1 protein-coding gene and 1 pseudogene are annotated in these 668 nt (G+C 76.3%); one reads left to right on the forward strand and one right to left on the reverse strand.

The window, feature by feature from the left end; all coding sequences use genetic code 11:
* Positions 1–354 (forward strand): annotated as a pseudogene (locus ACYVE9_RS29745) (hypothetical protein); the annotation flags it as partial.
* Here ACYVE9_RS29745 and ACYVE9_RS29750 read toward each other — a convergent pair.
* A partial coding sequence (locus tag ACYVE9_RS29750) for a carboxyl transferase domain-containing protein (protein ID WP_461030969.1) occupies positions 267–668 on the reverse strand: 402 nt, incomplete at its 5' end. The pseudogene ACYVE9_RS29745 and the gene ACYVE9_RS29750 sit on opposite strands and share 88 nt — an antisense overlap.

Consider the following 668-nt stretch of genomic DNA (forward strand, 5'->3'; position numbering starts at 1 on the left):
GCCGCCGCGCGGCAGCTGCCCGAGGCGTGGTCGGTGGCGAGGTCCCGCATCACGGGCAGCTTCGGTCCCCTGCTGCCGGCCGCCGACGTACCGGTGGCAACAGCCGGCCCGCGCGAGCTGCGCTACCTCGCGGAGGCCCGGGCCTCCCAGGTGCACGGCACCGGGCCGCAGGTGGCCGCCGAGCTGGCCGCGCTGGCCGACCGGACGGGGGCCGACGAGTTCCTCGTCACGCTCGCCACCCACGACCCGGCCGACCGGCTCGACTCCTACCGGCGACTCTCCGAACTGGCCGGGCCGCCCGGGTCGGCAGCCGCCACCACGCCGCGGGCCATGCCCAGTTCGACCAGGTCCTGAGGCCGGATGCGCAGCTGGTCGGCGGTGTCCCGCACCTGCTCAGGACCGCGCTTGAGAATGGCCGCCGCCAGTTCGGGGGCGATGACGGAGAAGTAACTGTCCGGCGCCACCCAGGTGTTGCCCGGCGCAGCGAGGGCGAGCGCGCCTCCCGAGCCGCCTTCGCCCACCACCAGGGTGGTCACCGGCACGGGCGACTCGGCGACGGCGGCGAAGCACTCGGCGAGTGCGCCACCGGCGCCGGAACGTTCGGCCTCGGCGTCGTTGGCCGCGCCCGGGGTGTCCACCAGCGTGAGCACCGGCACACCGAGCCGGCC

The sequence above is a fragment of the Streptomyces sparsus genome (genome assembly GCF_054776295.1).